Raw genomic sequence first — 15,216 nt, 5'->3', positions numbered from 1 at the left:
ATCAGTCTCCGTTCACTATTTAATGAGCAATCCCTGTCCCGTAGGCAGTTCTAGCACACGATAGCCACGCTTTTCAAACCAGGGATCCTCCGCAAGTTTCTGCGCACGATACCCGAGCCACCCATAGTCATCCAGAATCAGCACGGCTCCAGGCACCATGCGATCAAACAGCCCCTCCAACGCACCAATTTCCGCATCGGCATTATTCATATCCAGATGCATAAAAGCGATTTTCTTCGGGGAAATCGCCGAAAGAATATCAGGCACCTTGCCCTGAGTGACCGTCACATTCGCAAATGAATCAAATCTTTTTTTCACCGAAGCATACAGCTCCTTGCTGTGCTCTGGCATTGCATGGTGTGGCAAAGAAGGATCATGATCAAACAAATCATACAGATAATAATGTCGATCGATATATTTTGAAAAATCAACGGCATCACAGATAATTCTTGCCGTTGTACCTTTATAACAGGCACACTCCACAAAGTCACCCTCTAGTTTCAAGCCATTTCGAAAACCCCAAAGAACGGTGGACATTCGCCACAAAACGGCCTGTTCAACCGCTGTTGTTGCATGGTTCAAAAATGCGTCCATGAAGGGCTTGTCGTCCAGAAACCCAAGATTTCTGTTATAGGTAAAAAGATTATCACCAGTATAAATGCCATCCTGGAGAGCCATGCTATCCACAGCCTGCTGCACCCCCTGAATGAATCCAGCAGGATCTTTCAGACCAAAAAACTGCGATGTCAAATGATTTGTCATATATTCTCTCGTTGCTTTTTTATCGATATTTCACCGGAATTCAACACAGTACGCGCATAAAAACCTATATCTTTCTGCAGCCGACCCACATCGATCACTGGAAAATATTGTAACGGCGCATTCAATTCAACCGAAAAAGAGCAGCCCTGGTATTGCCTCATCCAGGCCATCCAATGCTTATGGGTTGTATTTTCGCCGCTTGCCAGATTATAAATACCAGCAGAACCATTCAGAGAAACAAGCAGCAGACCTTTCACCACATCGTCTATATGGATATAGTCCTTTGCACTCTCCAGATCACTGCGCAGCAATATTTTTCCGGTGCGTGCTTCGCTCAGCAACGATGCAATGAAATTACCACTTTGGGATTCCATGCCCGATCCAACCACATTCGAAAGACGCACCACACGCACACCCTGTTTATTACAGGCATGGCATAGGCTCTCCCCCGCAAGTTTGCTCAGGTTGTACAAATACGAGGGATCTGCGGGACGCACTGTCAAAGGCGCATCCTCGTGGGTGCTGATCCCACCCATGTACACACGGGTGGACGATAGGTAGAGCAGTGCGTCGAATTGTGCCCGTTGCAATACATCAGCCAGAAAGCCGATGTGGGCCTCTACGGTTTCAAACGGTCGCGTTCGAAAGTCTGCCGTGAGACCAACGCAGTAGAAAACCCGACCCAAAGGTCGGGCGAATATCTCGGTATCCCCCTTGGCCGGGGCCCAGACCGCGTATCCGCAGGAACGCAAATACGCGACCAAGTGACTACCGACATAACCCGAAGCGCCCAGCACGGTGAAGTGCACATCCGTCACCGGCGCTCCCCTACAGCCGCCAGCGGCTGCCCGGCATACACTGTGTACGCTTGAAGCTCACCCCGCACGATGGAGCCCGCCCCCACTACGCAGCCGCGCCGCAGCACGGCGCCATCAAGCAGCACGCAGTTTGCGCCGATCCACACGTCGTCCTCGATCACGATGCCGCCCTTGCTGGGCAGAAAGCCCTGCTCGCGGATCAAGCGGCTGCGGTCGGCATAGGCATGGTTGACCGGCGCAAAGGTGCAGTTAGCGGCAATCGCCACGTAATTACCGATGTGGATGCCGTTGCCGGTGTAGAGCACGCAGCCCGCGTTGATGACCACATGTTCGCCCACCACCAGGTCGCCGCTGCCGCCCGCAGGCTTGACCTTGACGAAGCTGTCGATCACCGAATGCGCGCCCACCACGATGCGCGTGCCGCGTACCGAGTCTTCGATGTCGGCCAGGTGCGAGACCTTGACGGTGGGGTGCAGCTCGATCACCTAGAACACCTCCAACCGGGGCACGGCCACCACCATCTGGGCGCCCCAGCTGCGCGTGTAGTCGAGTTGGTCAGCCACCTCGCTGCGCAGGTTCCAGGGCAGGATCAGGATGCGCTGCGGCTTGTGGGCGCGCAGGTGCGCCTCGCTCACCACCGGGATGTGGCTGCCGGGCAGGTATTGCCCTTGCTTGGCCGGGTTCTTGTCCACCACATAGGGCAGCAGGTCGGGCCGCACGCCCGCAAAGTTGAGCACCGTGTTGCCTTTGGCCGCCGCGCCGTAGGCGCCCACGGTGATGCCTGCGGCCTGGCACTGCAATAAAAAGGTGAGCAGCTCGCGCTTGACCCGTATGGCCTGGGCCTGGAAATCGCTATAGAAACCTGCGCCCAGCATGCCCGCCGCTGCCTCGGTGGCCAGCAGTTGCTGCACGCGGGCGGCGCCTTCGGTCGTGGCCTGACGGTGGCCGGGAGCGTCGGCGCGGGCGGCAAACACGCGCAGGCTGCCGCCATGCGTGGGCAGCTCTTGCACGTCAATCACCACGAGGCCATTGGCCGCAAAAATGCGCTGCACCGCCGTGAGCGACAGATAGGAATAGTGCTCGTGGTAGGCCGTGTCGAACTGGCACCCCTGCACCATGCGCAGCAGGTGCGGGAACTCGAAGGTGGCCACGCCATGGGGCTTGAGCAGTCGCGTGAAGCCGCCCACAAAGCCGTTGATGTCGGGCACATGGGCCAGCACATTGTTGGCGGCAATCAGGTCGGCCTGGCGGTCGGCAGCGGCCAGCTCGTCGGCCAGCGCCACGCCAAAGAAGCGATCCACCACCGCTATGCCCTTGGCGCGGGCCGCCGCTGCCGTGCTGGCCGTGGGCTCCACGCCATAGCATGGAATGCCAGCCGCCTGCACATACTGCAGCAGGTAGCCGTCGTTGGACGCGACCTCGACCACGCGGCTGGCGGCGGTGAGGCCCAGGCGCTCACGCATCGCCTCGACATAGGCCTGGGCATGGGCCAGCCACGACGAGGAGAACGAACTGAAATACGCGTAGTCGTCGGTGAACAGCGCCTCGCGCCCGGCGTGGTCTTCGGTCTGCACCAGCCAGCAGGTTTCGCACACCAAGAGGCGCAGGGGGAACCAGGTTTCGGGCGCGCGCAACGCGGCCTCGCTCAGGTAGGCGTTGGACGGGGGCGCGCTGCCCAGGTCCAGGAACGGCAGTTGCAGCGGGCTGCCGCAGTGTCGGCACTTCACAGGCGCACTCCTTCGAATTCTTCGGTCATCCCGGGCTGGCCTGCGTCGCGGGGCGACATTTGCCCCACCGGCAGGGGCCAAGCCACGGCCAGGCGCGGGTCCAGCGGGTTCAGGCCCACTTCGGCGGCAGGCGCATAGGCCGCAGAGTGGCAATACAGCAGCTCGGCATGGTCGGTCAGCGCCTGGAAGCCGTGGGCAAAACCAGGGGGGATGAGCAGCGCGTTGCCATTGTCTGCGGATAAATGCTCGGCATGCCACTGCAAAAAGGTGGGAGAGCCCTGGCGCAGGTCCACGGCCACGTCCCAGACCTCGCCGCGCAGGCAGGTCACCAGCTTCATCTCGGCGTGTGGCGGCTTTTGGTAGTGCATGCCACGCACGGCGCCTTGGAGGGCTGTGTAGCTCTGGTTGATCTGGGCGATGGGCGCCGTCCAGCCCGCGCCCGCTAATTCCTCGGCGCAGAACAGGCGCGCAAAAAAGCCGCGCTCGTCCACCAGCGGCTGGCGCTGAACACGGAAAAGCCCAGCCAGCGGCAGTGGCGCCAGGGCCAGTCGGCTCATGGGCGCGCCTCCCAGGCGTCGATGTCGGCCAGGCACAGCGCGCGAGCGTCGGCGCCGCCGTGTTGCTGGCGGTACCAGTTCATGGTGCGGGCCACAGCGGTATTCAGCGACCAGTGCGGGGCCACGCCCAGCACCTGGCGGGCATGGGCGGTTTCGAGCGCGAGCCAGCCGGCTTCGTGCGGTCCTTCGCTCTCGTTTTCATAGCTGGTAGCGCTTGCTGGATAGGCGGTAGAGGCCAATTCAATGACATTTTTGACCGTGGCCGCCTCGTGGGGCAGCGGGCCAAAGTTGTAGGCACCGGCCAAGGCGGGAGATTCCCACAGGCGCTGGGCCAGACGCAGGTAGGCGGCCAGCGGCTCCAGCACATGCTGCCAGGGGCGCGTGGCCTGGGGGCGGCGGATGTGCAAGGTTGCGCCCTTTTCCCAGGCACGCACCGCGTCGGGCAGCAGGCGATCTTGCGCCCAGTCGCCGCCGCCGATCACGTTGCCCGCGCGCGCGGTGGCCACGGCGATGCCCTGCGCGGCCAGAAAGGAATCGCGGTAGCTGGCCGTGACCAGCTCGGTGGCGGCCTTGCTGGCGCTGTAGGGGTCGTGCCCGCCCAGGGGGTCGTCCTCGCGGTAGGGGTAGGCCCATTCGCGGTTGCGGTAGACCTTGTCGGTGGTGACCACCACGGCCACGCGCACGCCAGCCAGCCCGCGCAGGGCATCGAGCAGATGTGCCGTGCCCATGACGTTGGTGGAAAAGGTGTCGAGCGGCGCTGCGTAGCCAGGCCGCACCAGAGCCTGCGCGGCCAAGTGCAGCGCGATCTCGGGCCGGGCGGCACGTACGCAGTCGGCCAGGGCTTGGGCATTGCGCACGTCGCAAATATGGCTGTCCGTGCCTTGCTCCACCTGGGCCAGCGTAAAAAGGTTGGGCTGGGTGGCGGGCGCCAGCGCCACGCCCGTGACATGCGCGCCCAGGCGCTGCAACCACAGCGCCAGCCACACACCCTTGAAACCAGTGTGGCCCGTAAGCAACACGCGTTTGTCGCGCCAGAAGTGGGGATCAGGACACATGTTCACCAGCATTTCCAGGGGGCGCGGCCTGTCTGCCACAGTTCTTCCAGCAGGTTCTTCTCACGCAGGGTGTCCATGGGTTGCCAGAAACCGGTGTGCTCAAAGGCGCGCAACTGGTCGGTCTGGGCCAGCCGGGCCATGGGCTCAATCTCCCAGCTCGTGGCATCGTCCGCGATATGGCCGATCACCTCGGGTTGTAGAACGAAAAACCCGCCATTGATCCAGCCCCCGTCGCCCCGCGGTTTTTCTTCAAAGCCAGTCACGGCATCACCATGGCGCACCAGCGCGCCATAGCGCCCCGGCGGCTGCACGGCGGTGACGGTGGCCTGGCGGCCATGCTGGCGGTGGAAGGCAAACTGCGCTGCCATGTCCAGGTCGGCCACGCCGTCGCCATAGGTAAAGCAGAAGGGCTCGCCGGCGGGTAGATATTCCTGCACCCGGCGCAGGCGTCCGCCGGTCATGGTGTTCTCGCCCGTGTCCACCAGGGTGACGCGCCAGGGCTCGGCATGGCGGTGGTGCACTTCCATGCGGTTGCTGGCCATATCAAAGGTCACGTCGGACATATGCAGGAAGTAGTTGGCGAAATACTCCTTGATGACATACCCACGGTAACCCAGGCAGATGATGAAGTCATTCACGCCGTGGGCGGCGTACATCTTCATGATGTGCCAAAGAATGGGCCGCCCGCCCACTTCGATCATGGGCTTGGGCCGCAGGTGCGACTCTTCGGAGATGCGGGTACCAAGCCCTCCCGCGAGCAGAACAGCTTTCATGGGCACAGCATATTTCAGTATCACTGGCTGAAAAAGAAGAATTCCCACCCAATGCCCCCTCAATCGCCGGGATTGCGCTGACGAGAGCCCTGATACTTCAAGATAGAGGCCGTTTTCGCTTTACTTGAAAGCTTCATTTGGTCGTAATCCGATACATTTGGAACCAGGGAATGCACAATTGAACCGTGCAGGCCCGCTGCGCACACCCGCTCAACCGCCGCATACCCTCATAAAGCATGTTTGTCATCATTGGTTACGTCGTCGCCTTCGGCTGCATCTTTGGGATGTACATCCTTCACGGCGGCAACATTGCCGTGATCCTGAAGGCGCTACCGTTCGAGACGGTCACCATTCTGGGGGGCGCCCTCGGCGCTTTCGTGGTCAACAACCAGCCCAAGGTTCTCAAAGCCACCATGGCAGCCATTCCTATGGCCCTCAAAAGCTCCAAGTACACCAAAGCGCGGTACATGGAGCTTATGGCCATGCTTTATGAAATCTTGCAGAAGGCGCGCAAAGAAGGGCTGATGGCCATCGAAAAGGATGTCGAGGCGCCGCACGAGTCCGAGATTTTCAAAAAATACCCCACCGTAGGATCAGATCACCACGTGATTGAATTCACCACCGACTATTTGCGCATGATGGTGTCGGGCAATCTCAATTCACACGAAATTGAAGCATTGATGGACAGCGAGATCGAAACGCACCACCAAGAGGCCCACGCTCCGGTCGCAGCACTGGCGCGCCTGGCCGGTGCCCTGCCCGCCTTCGGCATCATTGCCGCCGTGCTGGGGGTGGTCAACACCATGGGCTCCGTGGGGCAGCCACCATCGGTGCTGGGCGGCATGATTGGCTCGGCTCTGGTGGGTACCTTCCTGGGTATTTTGCTGGCCTATGGCGTAGTGGAACCTTTAGGCGGCTTGGTCGAGCAAAAGACCGAGGATGCAGCCAAAGAATTGCAGTGCATCAAATCCACCTTGCTGGCCAGCATGCAGGGCTACAACCCTGCCACGGCGATTGAATTCGGCCGTAAAGTGCTTTTCTCAGGCGATCGCCCCAGTTTCACCGAGCTGGAGAGCCATGTGAAGGGCAAAAAATAGGCACGCGCCGCAATGGCAGAAAAGAAACTCCAGCCCATCATCATTAAGCGCATCAAGAAAGGCGGCCATGCCGTGCATGGCGGTGCCTGGAAGATCGCTTACGCCGACTTCGTGACGGCCATGATGGCCTTTTTTCTGCTGATGTGGCTGCTGGGCTCCACCGCCAAGGGAGAACTGCAAGGTATTGCGGATTACTTCAATGCACCTCTGAAGGTGGCTATGGTGGGTGGCGATGGTGCGGGCAACAGCTCCAGCGTCATCCCCGGTGGCGGCAACGACCTGAGCAAGGTGCATGGACAGGTGCGCCGCTCTGACGCCGACACGAAAAAACAACGCCGCATGTCGGCAGAGCAAATGCGTGCCGATATTGCGCGCCAGGACGCAGAGCGCATCAAGGCGCTGCAGGCCAAGATTGACGCCATCATCACCGCCAGTCCGATACTCAACGAATACCGCTCACAGATACGGATGGATGTGACGCCCGATGGCCTGCAGATCCAGATCGTGGACGAGCAAAACCGCCCCATGTTCGACAGCGGCAGCGCACTGGTCAAACCCTATATGCGTGACATTCTGCGCGGTATTGGCACGGCCCTTGCCGGGGTTGAAAACAGCATCAGCCTGTCGGGACACACAGATGCTGTCCCTTACGGCAACAGCGAGCGCGGCTACAGCAACTGGGAGCTCTCAGCCGACCGCGCCAATGCCTCGCGCCGTGAACTGGTGGCGGCCGGCATGCCCGACGCCAAGTTAGCGCGCGTAGTGGGGCTTGCTGCCAGTGACCTGCTCGACACCGAAAACCCGCGCGCACCCGCCAATCGACGCATCACCATCACAGTACTTACCCGCGAAGCACAGGAACGATTGTTGGGAAAAAACATTCCCGGCCTGCCTGCGGCACAATTGCTGGAAGAAAAAAACGAAATGCCCCCGGATGGCGAAGCAAGGTAACAACTTGTCACCTTCGCTCACATCCTTGACAATCAACACTGTAATTTCCGACCGAAAGGGTCCCACGTGGCCACTGCCCTTCGCTTCCTGATCGTTGACGACTTCTCCACGATGCGGCGCATTGTTCGTAACCTGCTCAAGGAAAGCGGGTTTACCGAGGCCGACGAGGCTGAAGACGGCGTCGCTGCCTTGAACAAATTGCGCAACAGCAAGTTTGATTTCGTCGTCACTGACATCAACATGCCGAACATGAACGGATTCCAGCTTCTGGGCGAGATCAAGGCTGACGAAAAGCTCAAGCACCTGCCTGTTCTCATGGTGACAGCCGAAGCACGCAAGGAAGACATCGTTGCCGCAGCCCAGGGCGGCGCCGCAGGCTACATCGTCAAACCCTTCACCAAAGCGACGCTGGAAGAAAAGGTGACTCTCATCATCAAGAAAGCAGGGTTGTAGGCGCCATGGATTCCGACAACCACCTTTCAAAGAGTCCGCCCGCGCCGGATGGCGATGTTCACCTCAAGATCGGTGCATTGACCCGCCAGCTCCATGATGCGCTGAAGGAGCTGGGCTATGCCGATCAATTGCGCGGCACGATGGGCGAGCTGCCCGACGCGCAAAGCCGCTTGTCCTACATTGCCCGCCTCACGGGTGAAGCCGCTGAAAAGGTACTGACCCGCGTCGAGCAGGCAAAAACCCAAAACGATTTTCTGGCCGAACAGTCGCGGCAGACCATTGCGTCCATGGTCAAGGATCCGGTGGCCGCAGTGGCCAAGGGCGAGATCATGAATTTCTTGACCGATGTGGAGCACATCACCAAGATTTCCGATGAACATCTCACGGAAATTATGATGGCCCAGGATTTCCACGATCTGACCGGGCAGGTGATTGCCCGCGTGGTAGCCCTGGCAGCAACCATCGAGCAGCAGCTCGTTCAACTGGTCATACAAACTGCGCCCCCCAATGCAGTGCCGCCGCCGACCATCGAGACCACCCGCGCACCGCTGTCCGGCCCGGTGGTCGATCCTGGGAAAAGTACCGACGTGGTCACAGACCAGTCCCAGGTGGACGACCTGCTCGCCAGCCTGGGTTTCTGAACACGGGCCATGGTGGCTCTTGCGGCAAAGCCTGCAGCGCCACCATGGCTGAATAAGCGCAGACTGCGCCCGCTTATCGGGCTTTAGATTCCGGCCCCCCTCACGACAATGGCATGACACCCGCGTCATGCCATCATGGAATCCAGTCAAGACCGCAACTTACCCGCCACCGAGCGCAAGCTCCAAAAGGCCCGCACGGACGGCCAGGGAGCACGTTCACGCGACCTGTCGCACCTGGCCATCCTGGGCACGGGTGCGGCGGGCATGCTGGTTTTTGCACAACCCTTGTTTGACCAACTGCTACGCGCCATGGGGCAGCAATTGGTGTTCGACGCCACCACAGTGCACACCCCCGCCTACATGCTCACACGGCTGCAGGACATGGCATTTGTAGGCATTCTCGCCAGCGCGGCCTTTGCCATCATGACCAGTGCTGCGGCTTTGATCAGTGCGGTTGGAGCAGGGGGCTGGATTTTCAGCCTTAAGCCCATCACGCCGCAATTCAACCGCCTCAATCCTATTTCCGGGGCTGCCAACCTGTTTTCGAAGCAGCAAATGACCAACGTGGCCAAGATGGTGCTCATGACGAGCATCCTCGCGGCTGTCGCCTGGAAGTACCTGGGCAGCAGCATTGACCAGGTCGCCATGCTGGTACTGCAACCCTCGCCTATCGCCATTCGCCATGCGGCCGACTGGCTGACCACAGGCATCGGTTTGCTGCTACTGGTGGTGTTCCTCGCCGCGATCGTCGACGTCCCGCTACAGGCGTTCTTCTTCAAGAGCCGCCTGAAGATGTCGCACCAGGAAGTCAAGCAGGAACACAAGGAGTCGGACGGCAACCCGCAAATCAAGGGCCGCATGCGCCAGCGCCAGCGAGAGATCGCCGACGGCGCCAGTGTCAGTGCCGTACCCAAGGCGGATTTCGTCGTGATGAATCCTACGCACTATGCCGTTGCGCTGCGTTACGACGACACCATGAGTGCACCCCAGGTCATCTCCAAGGGAACCGACCTGATCGCCATGAAGATTCGCGATCTCGCCAAGGCCCATGCCGTACCGGTGCTCCAGTCTCCCATGCTGGCACGGGCCTTATACGCCCACGCCGACCTGGACCAGCCCATCCCGGCCACGCTGTACACCGCCGTGGCACAGGTGCTGGCCTATGTCTATCGCCTCAAGGCAGCCCTGCGCGGTGAGGGTCGCATGCCTGATGACCAGCCGGATCCTTACATCCCGCCTGAACTCGATCCGCTGCAGAAAATCCCCCGCAAAGGCAAACAACCATGAACATTTCCATGAATTCAGCCCGGCAGTGGGCTGGAGCCAATGCAGCGGCAGCCCAAGGTTTGTCGGCTCCTTTGCTGGTGGTTGCCATCCTGGCACTGATGGTGCTGCCCATCCCCCCCTGGTTACTGGATACTTTTTTCACCATCAACATTGCGGTGGCTCTGATGGTGATGATGGTGGCGGCCTACATGCTCAAGCCGCTGGACTTTGCGGCATTCCCGTCCGTCCTGTTGCTGACCACTTTGATGCGCTTGTCGCTGAACGTGGCTTCCACCCGCGTGGTGCTTCTGGAAGGCCACACCGGCCCCGGCGCTGCGGGAGCCGTGATCGAGGCCTTTGGGCATTTTCTGATTGGCGGCAACTTTGCCGTGGGTCTGATCGTGTTCGCCATCCTGGTGGTCATCAACTTCATCGTGATCACCAAGGGGGCCGAGCGTATCGCCGAGGTCTCCGCACGCTTCACCCTGGATGCCATGCCCGGCAAACAGATGGCGGTGGATGCCGATCTGAATGCAGGTTTGATCGATGAGGCCGAAGCCAAAAGACGGCGCGCAGAGGTGGGCGAAGAAGCCAATTTTTTCGGCTCCATGGACGGCGCCTCGAAATTCGTCCGCGGAGATGCCGTCGCCGGTATCCTGATCCTGCTGATCAACATCGTGGGCGGCTTTGCCATCGGCATGCTGCAGCACGGGCTCTCGGCAAGCAAGGCTGCCGACACCTATATCCTGATGGCCGTCGGTGACGCGCTGGTAGCACAGATTCCGGGCCTGCTGATCTCGGTGGCTGCAGCCATGGTGATTTCGCGCGTTGGCAAGGACACGGATATGGGGCATCAGATCGTGCACCAGCTATTCACCTCGCCCCGCGTACTCGGCGTCACTGCAGGAATTCTGATTTTCCTGGGCCTCATCCCCGGCATGCCGCATGTGGTATTTCTCGCCATCGGATCGCTGCTGGGCTACCTGGCATGGTCACTGCTACAGAAGGCAAAGACGCCTCCTCCTGTCGAGGCCCCACCCGCCCCTGCGGGCGATGGTGAAGCCACCTGGGATGACCTGCAACCGGTGGACTTGCTGGGCCTCGAGCTGGGCTATCGCCTGATTGCGCTTGTGGACAAGACGCGCCAGGGCGACTTGCTCACGCGCATCAAGGGAGTACGGCGCAAGTTTGCCCAAGAGGTTGGATTCCTGCCGCCCCCCGTGCATGTGCGCGACAACCTGGAACTCAAGCCCAGCGGCTACCGCATCACCCTGCGTGGCGTGGTCGTGGGTGAGGGCGAGGCATTCCCCGGCATGCACCTGGCCATCAATCCTGGCGGCATCACCACCCCCCTGATCGGTACACCCACCACTGACCCTGCCTTTGGGCTCCCCGCGCACTGGATTGATGAACGCCAGAAAGAAGCGGCGCAAATGGCTGGTTTTACCGTGGTTGATTCGGAAACCGTGATGGCGACGCATTTGTCACACTTGATGCAAGTTCAAGCCGCAAAGCTCCTCAGCCGCACAGAAACACAGCAGCTCGTGGAGCATGTGGCCAAGCTGGCCCCCCGACTCATTGAAGAAGTAGTTCCAAAAATGGTTTCGATCGCAACGTTCCAGAAGGTGCTGCAGTTGCTGCTGGAGGAATCCGTGCATATCCGCGACATTCGCACCATCATCGAAACCCTGGCCGAGTTTGCTGGCAGCATCACCGACCCGGTAGAACTGGCACGGCGCGTGCGCATCGCCCTGTCACCAGCCATCGTGCAGCAGATCTATGGCCCCACCCGTGAACTCAATGTCATTGCCATTGAACCTGGCCTGGAACGTCTGTTGGTGCAGGCCCTGGGCAATGCCGCAGGCCCTGCACTTGACCCTGGCGTGGCCGACATTCTGACCCAAAAAGCCGCTGAAGTGGCACTCAAGCAGGAGGAGATGGGGCTTCCCGCCTGCCTGCTGGTGCCTGACCAGATCCGCGGCGCCATCTCCCGCCTGGTGCGCCGTGTAGCGCCTCGCCTACAGGTGCTCGCACACAGCGAGATTCCTGAGACCCACACCATCCGCATTGGCCCCATCCTCAAAGGAGCATCGGCATGAACATCAAACGCTTCCACGCTGCCACGTCCCGTGAAGCTCTGGCGAAAGCCCGCATGGCTTTTGGCGATGGCACGCTGATCCTGTCCAACCGGCCCACCGCCAACGGCGTCGAGGTGGTCGCCACAGCCGAAGACACGTTGGGCAACATTGATCAAGGCAAGGAAAGCCTGCAGATCGAACACCGGCCCGAGGCAATGCCTCCTGCACGGCGCTCACTGCAGGAACGTGCAGCCCTGGAAACTCGAAATCCGGTCAAAGAGGACACCGAGCAGTTGGCGATGAGTACGCTCTCGTTCCAGGACTATGTGCGCGAACGCATGCTACGCCGCCGCCATGAGGCCCTGCAAGAAGCAAACCCCTTGGCGACAGCTCTGGCAGAACGCGAACCCGAAACACTCCGTGAGCGCCCTACTCCCGCGCCAGTGGTGCGGCACAACCCCCTGCGACCAATCCACCCTCCCCAAGAGACCACGCCACGCACGGCCCGGCGCGAAAACAGTGTGGCGCCTCTCATGGCTCCGTCCATGGATTCCCAGGGGCTCATGCATGAGCTGCAGTCCATGAAAGATCTGATCGAGGACCGTTTCAATACGCTGTCCTGGCTGGGTCAGGCGCGGCAAAACCCGATTCAATCGAACCTCATGCTCAAAATGATCCGCGCAGGCTACTCGCCATCTCTGGCGCGCGCCATTCTGGAGCGCATGCCCGAAGAAATGGATGCCGCCGAATCAGTGCGTTGGCTGATGGAAGTGCTGGAACGCAACCTCAGAACCGACGCAGGCATGCCCCCCCTCTACGAAGAAGGGGGCATCTTCGCGCTGGTGGGCTCCACTGGCGTGGGAAAAACCACCACCACGGCCAAGCTTGCAGCCATGTGTGCCCGCATCCACGGCCCCGGCAGTGTGGGATTGATCACGCTGGATACCTACCGCGTGGGCGCGCACGATCAGCTGCGCAGCTATGGCCGCATGCTCGGCATCGTCGCCCACCTGGCCCATGACCGTGCTGCGCTGCAAGATCTTCTCGGACTGCTCAGTGGCAAAAAAATGGTGCTGATCGACACCACCGGTGTAGCGCCACGAGACCCGCGCAAGCGCGACATGCTGGAAGTATTGAACCTGCCCCAGGTTAACCGCCTGTTGGTGCTCAACGCGGGCTCGCATGGCGACACACTCGACGACACGCTGGGCGCCTTCAAGACCGATGGATCGCAGCAGGCCATCCTGTCCAAAGTGGACGAAACCGTGAAATTGGGCCCCGCCATTGATGCATTGATCCGCCACCAGATGATGCTGCGCGGCGTGACCAACGGCCAGCGCGTTCCAGAAGACTGGGAAGCTGCCGATGCACACAAGCTGGTCAGCGCATCCATGCGTGCGTCGGTGCGCTCGGCGTTCGACCCGAAAGCTACGGATTTGAACTTCTTCTTCTCACATTCTCCAGAGAGTTCATACGAGAAGGGGCTGGTCGATGCTTGACGTTGGCTTTCACCAAGGTGCCAGCCTGTACAGCCATGCGCCACAGGATGAATTGCGGCTGATCGCAGTAGCCAGTCCGCAAACGGAGACGCATGGACTGGAGATTCTCTGGCAAGTCTGCCTACATTTACAGCGGCTGGGCTATCCGGTGGTGGTGCTGGACGGCACGGCCCGGGAAAGCGAAGACAGCCCCGGGCTGATCGATCTGCTGGCGAATGCACCCTGGAGCGAAAGCATGCCTCCCGCCCGCCAACGCAATGCCTCGTCGCTGGCCGTGCTGCCTTCCATGCTCGGGTTACAAAGCCTGGCGAACCCGCCTCAGCAGCATCAGCACCCGCTACAGGCTTTGCACCCGCTGTTCCGGCGTTATGCGCTGGTCGTTATCCATGCCCCCGTGGGGCTGCTGGCATCACCGCTGCTTGAGGGAACCATGGTCTCCCCTCTGCTACTCATGTCCCCTGGGAAAAAAGGTTCCGTGGACAGCTATCGCCAACTCAAACACCTGGCATTGCACGCGGGCCTGACAGGCACGGTGGCCTGCGTCACTCCCCCAGAGCAACCAGGACAGCATGCCCTGACCCGCCAAGCGCTGCTTTCGCTGCGCGACACTGCTGCACGCCACCTGGGCCAAAAGATACGAACGTCACTCATCCAAACCAATAGCGCCCAGGATCTACAGCGGCTGGCCTTGCAACTGCTGGAAAACGCGAGCACCATCAGTGCCTCGGGCTTGGGAACTGCGCTACCATCTGCCGCTGCGGCAGGTTTTTCCTCGCCCATTGTTCAAAGCCATTGAAGTGACATACACCGCCAAGGGCCATCTCGATCGCGACGCGATGATTCGCCAGTACCTTCCGCTGGTTCGTCGATTGGCGCACCATATGATTGCCAAGCTCCCTGCCAATGTAGAGCTGGACGATCTGATCCAGGTAGGAATGATCGGATTGTCTGAGGCACTCACACGCTATGAGGTGGCACAAGGTGTGCAGTTCGAAACTTTTGCCACACAGCGCATCCGCGGCGCCATGCTCGATGAATTGCGTGAGAGCGACTGGATGTCGCGCAGCTCGCGCAAAAGCCAAAAAGATATTGAAAAAGCCCTGCGCCGCCTGGAGCAAAAGCTGGGGCGCAGCCCGCTGGAGTCTGAAATCGCTGCCGAACTGGATATGGCACTGGTCGACTACCAAAGCCTGCTGAGCAAGGTGCGCGGCACCCAACTGGTGTATCTGGAAGACATGTCGCACAGCGAAGATAACGACGGGTTCCTGGAACACCACGATGCCGCAGATCCCGCAGGCGACCCCATGGCCATGCTGCGTAACCAGCGCCTGCGCTCCTCACTGGTCACTGCCATTCAATCATTGCCCGAGCGCGAACAGTACATCATGGGCATGTACTACGAACACGACATGAATCTCAAGGAAATTGCGGCTGTGCTGGGTGTGACCGAATCACGGGTTTGCCAGTTGCACAGCCAGTCGATTGCCCGATTACGCGCAAAAATGCGCAGTCACTGATCTCTTGCGCCCCGGTATCTCT

16 protein-coding genes are annotated in these 15,216 nt (G+C 60.3%); 9 read left to right on the top strand and 7 right to left on the bottom strand.

The genetic code is table 11. The features are described 5' to 3' along the window. Nucleotides 1-15: 15 nt before the first annotated feature. The 7 genes from ACYVOC_RS18700 to rfbF are packed head-to-tail and all read right to left on the bottom strand — an operon-like array spanning nucleotide 16 to nucleotide 5,692. Nucleotides 16-762 (bottom strand): class I SAM-dependent methyltransferase, encoded by a 747-nt coding sequence (locus tag ACYVOC_RS18700; protein WP_461162760.1) that lies wholly within the window; start codon nucleotides 760-762, stop codon nucleotides 16-18. Beyond that, the gene (locus ACYVOC_RS18695; RefSeq protein ID WP_461162759.1) at nucleotides 759-1,571 is read right to left on the bottom strand and encodes an NAD-dependent epimerase/dehydratase family protein; all 813 of its coding nucleotides are present in this window, start codon (nucleotides 1,569-1,571) and stop codon (nucleotides 759-761) included. Before ACYVOC_RS18695 ends, ACYVOC_RS18700 begins: the two co-directional genes overlap by 4 nt. Nucleotides 1,572-1,576: 5 nt before the next feature. Continuing rightward, entirely contained in the window at nucleotides 1,577-2,065 is a 489-nt protein-coding gene (locus ACYVOC_RS18690) for an acyltransferase (RefSeq protein WP_461162758.1), read from the bottom strand. Then, nucleotides 2,066-3,307, bottom strand: coding sequence for a class I SAM-dependent methyltransferase (locus tag ACYVOC_RS18685; protein ID WP_461162757.1), 1,242 nt, complete (start codon nucleotides 3,305-3,307; stop codon nucleotides 2,066-2,068). It abuts the gene before it with no gap. Beyond that, a complete protein-coding gene (locus ACYVOC_RS18680; RefSeq protein WP_461162756.1) occupies nucleotides 3,304-3,864 on the bottom strand; it encodes a dTDP-4-dehydrorhamnose 3,5-epimerase family protein in 561 nt (186 codons plus the stop codon). Before ACYVOC_RS18680 ends, ACYVOC_RS18685 begins: the two co-directional genes overlap by 4 nt. Continuing rightward, on the bottom strand, nucleotides 3,861-4,919 hold the full coding sequence (gene rfbG / locus ACYVOC_RS18675) for a CDP-glucose 4,6-dehydratase (protein WP_461162783.1): 1,059 nt from the start codon (nucleotides 4,917-4,919) through the stop codon (nucleotides 3,861-3,863). The genes ACYVOC_RS18680 and rfbG overlap by 4 nt, the downstream gene beginning before the upstream one ends. 2 nt (nucleotides 4,920-4,921) lie before the next feature. Then, on the bottom strand, nucleotides 4,922-5,692 hold the full coding sequence (rfbF, locus tag ACYVOC_RS18670; RefSeq protein WP_461162755.1) for a glucose-1-phosphate cytidylyltransferase: 771 nt from the start codon (nucleotides 5,690-5,692) through the stop codon (nucleotides 4,922-4,924). A gap of 236 nt (nucleotides 5,693-5,928) precedes the next feature. On the opposite strand from rfbF, the gene motA reads away from it, so the two are divergent. The 9 genes from motA to ACYVOC_RS18625 all read left to right on the top strand — a co-directional run bounded on the left by motA (nucleotide 5,929) and on the right by ACYVOC_RS18625 (nucleotide 15,194). Further along, nucleotides 5,929-6,789 (top strand): flagellar motor stator protein MotA, encoded by an 861-nt coding sequence (gene motA / locus ACYVOC_RS18665; protein ID WP_116004909.1) that lies wholly within the window; start codon nucleotides 5,929-5,931, stop codon nucleotides 6,787-6,789. Between the two features lie 12 nt (nucleotides 6,790-6,801). Next, complete coding sequence (gene motB / locus ACYVOC_RS18660) at nucleotides 6,802-7,740, top strand: flagellar motor protein MotB (RefSeq protein ID WP_116004910.1); 939 nt, start codon at nucleotides 6,802-6,804, stop codon at nucleotides 7,738-7,740. Between the two features lie 66 nt (nucleotides 7,741-7,806). Then, the gene (gene cheY / locus ACYVOC_RS18655) at nucleotides 7,807-8,193 is read left to right on the top strand and encodes a chemotaxis response regulator CheY (protein WP_116004911.1); all 387 of its coding nucleotides are present in this window, start codon (nucleotides 7,807-7,809) and stop codon (nucleotides 8,191-8,193) included. Between the two features lie 5 nt (nucleotides 8,194-8,198). Next, a complete protein-coding gene (locus ACYVOC_RS18650; protein ID WP_461162754.1) occupies nucleotides 8,199-8,834 on the top strand; it encodes a protein phosphatase CheZ in 636 nt (211 codons plus the stop codon). A gap of 135 nt (nucleotides 8,835-8,969) precedes the next feature. Then, a complete protein-coding gene (locus ACYVOC_RS18645) occupies nucleotides 8,970-10,121 on the top strand; it encodes an EscU/YscU/HrcU family type III secretion system export apparatus switch protein (protein WP_461162753.1) in 1,152 nt (383 codons plus the stop codon). After that, entirely contained in the window at nucleotides 10,118-12,199 is a 2,082-nt protein-coding gene (gene flhA, locus ACYVOC_RS18640; protein WP_116004914.1) for a flagellar biosynthesis protein FlhA, read from the top strand. Before ACYVOC_RS18645 ends, flhA begins: the two co-directional genes overlap by 4 nt. Beyond that, entirely contained in the window at nucleotides 12,196-13,677 is a 1,482-nt protein-coding gene (flhF, locus tag ACYVOC_RS18635; RefSeq protein WP_461162752.1) for a flagellar biosynthesis protein FlhF, read from the top strand. Before flhA ends, flhF begins: the two co-directional genes overlap by 4 nt. Then, nucleotides 13,670-14,473: a hypothetical protein gene (locus ACYVOC_RS18630; RefSeq protein ID WP_461162751.1), complete on the top strand. Its 804-nt coding sequence runs from the start codon at nucleotides 13,670-13,672 to the stop codon at nucleotides 14,471-14,473. Before flhF ends, ACYVOC_RS18630 begins: the two co-directional genes overlap by 8 nt. Before the next feature lies 1 nt (nucleotide 14,474). Then, a complete protein-coding gene (locus ACYVOC_RS18625) occupies nucleotides 14,475-15,194 on the top strand; it encodes an RNA polymerase sigma factor FliA (protein ID WP_461162750.1) in 720 nt (239 codons plus the stop codon). The last annotated feature ends 22 nt before the right edge of the window (nucleotides 15,195-15,216 follow it).

It is taken from the genome of Simplicispira piscis (assembly GCF_054783455.1).
Note: the sequence above shows the minus strand (reverse complement) of the source record. Positions and strands in the feature narration are given on the sequence as shown.

Excerpts from the sequence above, each read along its gene's own strand:
- ACYVOC_RS18700 (WP_461162760.1), bottom strand. The coding sequence starts at position 762 with ATGACAAATCATTTGACATCGCAGTTTTTTGGTCTGAAAGATCCTGCT.
- ACYVOC_RS18680 (WP_461162756.1), bottom strand. The coding sequence starts at position 3,864 with ATGAGCCGACTGGCCCTGGCGCCACTGCCGCTGGCTGGGCTTTTCCGT.
- rfbG (WP_461162783.1), bottom strand. The coding sequence starts at position 4,919 with ATGTGTCCTGATCCCCACTTCTGGCGCGACAAACGCGTGTTGCTTACG.
- rfbF (WP_461162755.1), bottom strand. The coding sequence starts at position 5,692 with ATGAAAGCTGTTCTGCTCGCGGGAGGGCTTGGTACCCGCATCTCCGAA.
- motA (WP_116004909.1), top strand. The coding sequence starts at position 5,929 with ATGTTTGTCATCATTGGTTACGTCGTCGCCTTCGGCTGCATCTTTGGG.
- motB (WP_116004910.1), top strand. The coding sequence starts at position 6,802 with ATGGCAGAAAAGAAACTCCAGCCCATCATCATTAAGCGCATCAAGAAA.
- ACYVOC_RS18650 (WP_461162754.1), top strand. The coding sequence starts at position 8,199 with ATGGATTCCGACAACCACCTTTCAAAGAGTCCGCCCGCGCCGGATGGC.
- ACYVOC_RS18645 (WP_461162753.1), top strand. The coding sequence starts at position 8,970 with ATGGAATCCAGTCAAGACCGCAACTTACCCGCCACCGAGCGCAAGCTC.
- flhA (WP_116004914.1), top strand. The coding sequence starts at position 10,118 with ATGAACATTTCCATGAATTCAGCCCGGCAGTGGGCTGGAGCCAATGCA.
- flhF (WP_461162752.1), top strand. The coding sequence starts at position 12,196 with ATGAACATCAAACGCTTCCACGCTGCCACGTCCCGTGAAGCTCTGGCG.
- ACYVOC_RS18630 (WP_461162751.1), top strand. The coding sequence starts at position 13,670 with ATGCTTGACGTTGGCTTTCACCAAGGTGCCAGCCTGTACAGCCATGCG.